Annotated in this window: 1 protein-coding gene; it reads left to right on the top strand. The window is 32.9% G+C overall.

Annotation, left to right across the window (positions count from 1 at the left end; translation table 11 throughout):
* Window positions 1–91: 91 nt before the first annotated feature.
* The coding region (locus SVN78_10390) for a heavy metal translocating P-type ATPase (protein MDY6822015.1) at window positions 92–2,237 on the top strand (2,146 nt) is incomplete at its 3' end.

Genomic DNA, 2,237 nt, shown 5'->3' with positions numbered 1-2,237 from the left:
CCAAATTCACAATTTAGAATTTTTCCTATTTTAAAATTTCCCATTGAATAATTTTTATTATCTATTATATATACCCATACGAGGTAGGTGTATGAATAATACAATAAAAAATATGAAAAAAAGTGAATTAAAAATCGCAGGTATGACGTGTGCTGCATGTTCTAATCGAATAGAAAAAAAACTCAATAAAACAAAGGGAGTACTCAATGCCAATGTTAATCTAACAACAGAAAAAGCTTCAATTGATTACGAAGAAGGACTTACAAATGAAAATGAATTAATCAATATAATAAATTCACTAGGATATAAGGCATATAAAATAAAAGAAGAAAAATCTAAAAATAAAGCCCACTTAAGGGAAGAACAAAAGCAGCAGTTTAAATTCCTATTCTCAGCTGTTCTTTCTTTTCCACTCCTTCTTAATATGATACTCCAAATACTTTCTATTAAAATTGCAGGTGGATTTCTCTCAAACCCATATATACAGCTCACTCTTGCAACTGTAGTCCAATTTTATGGCGGTTGGCAATTTTATAAAGGGGCATATAAAAATCTTAGCCATCTCACAGCCAATATGGATGTATTAGTTGCTGTTGGTACCTCTGCTGCATATTTTTATAGTCTTTACAATATGTTTTCAGGTGGCCATCTCTACTTTGAAACCTCAGCAATGCTTATAACCTTAATACTTCTTGGTAAATATTTAGAAACACGTGCAAAGAAGAAAACAACAGATGCAATAAAAAAACTTATAGAGCTTGCCCCTCAAAAGGCCAGAATTGAAAAAGATAATCAAATTTTAGAGGTGCCTGTAGAAAAAGTGAAGGTTAATGATATAGTAGTTGTCAAAGCAGGCGAAAAATTGCCTGTAGATGGTGTAATTATAGAGGGCTCTCCCACTTTAGATGAATCTATGCTCACAGGTGAAAGTATCCCAGTAGAAAAAAAAGAAGGTGATGAAGTATTTTGTGGCACAATTAATAAATATAGGCCCTTTAAATACAAAGCAACTAGAGTGGGAGAAAACACCACCCTTTCACAAATCATAAAAATTGTCGAGGAAGCCCAGGGCTCAAAAGCCCCTATCCAGAGAGTAGCTGATACTATATCTAGTTACTTTGTACCTATTGTTATATGTGCCTCTATTATTACGTTTATAATATGGTACTTTTTTGTAAGTGGTAATATAGAAAAATCAATAATGCCAGCTATTGCTGTATTGGTAATTGCCTGTCCATGTGCCCTTGGACTTGCAACACCTACTTCTATTATGGTAGGTACTGGCAAAGGGGCAGAAAATGGTATTCTTTTTAAAGGTGGAGCCTATCTAGAGCAACTTGGGAATATAAATACCTTCTGTTTTGATAAAACTGGCACCCTAACAGAAGGCAAGCCATCGGTAAAGACTATAATGGTTACCTCAGAAGAATATAGCAAAGAAGAGATCATAAAAATTGCAGCATCCTTAGAATATTATTCAGAACATCCCCTTGCTGAAGCCATAATTAATTACTATGGCAAAGAAGGCAATCTATTAAATACTTCGAATGTTGAAACAATACCTGGGGGAGGAATAAAAGGCGTTGTTGATGACAAAAATGTTATTATTGGAAGTCTAGGATTTATAAAAGAAAATTTTAATAACACTTTAATCAGTAAAAATGATGAAAAATATATAACATCGCTAGAGGAAAAAGGCTACACAGTTATAATTGTTATGATAAATGAAAAAATTGCAGGATTAATAGGTATCGCTGATACAATTAAAAAAGATGCAAAAAAGCTCATTGAAAATCTTAAAACAGAAGGAATTAAGGTTTATATGATTACAGGTGATAATAGGACAACAGCCTTAAATATTGCAAAATCCCTAGGTATAGATGAGGTAATAGCCAGTGTAAAACCTTTGGATAAATCAAATAAAATAAAAGAACTACAATCAAAAGTCGGTAAAGTAGCTATGGTAGGCGATGGAATAAACGATGCACCAGCTTTGGCTGCAAGTGATGTAGGTATAGTAGTAGGGAATGCTTCCGATATAGCAGTTGAAACTGGTGACATCATCATTATGAATGAAAATCTTATGAATGTCTATAAGGCAATCAAATTAAGCAAGGCTACAATTAAAAATATCAAAGAAAATCTATTTTGGGCTCTTATATATAATACATTAGGCATACCAATCTCTGCATTTGGTTTTCTAAATCCTATTATTGCTGGTGCTGCTATGGCTTTTA

The sequence above is a fragment of the Deferribacterota bacterium genome (assembly GCA_034189185.1).
In the GTDB taxonomy this organism is placed as follows: Bacteria; Chrysiogenota; Deferribacteres; order Deferribacterales; family UBA228; genus UBA228.
The sequence above is the reverse complement of the archived record's forward strand: the minus strand, read 5'-3'. Positions and strand labels throughout refer to the sequence as shown.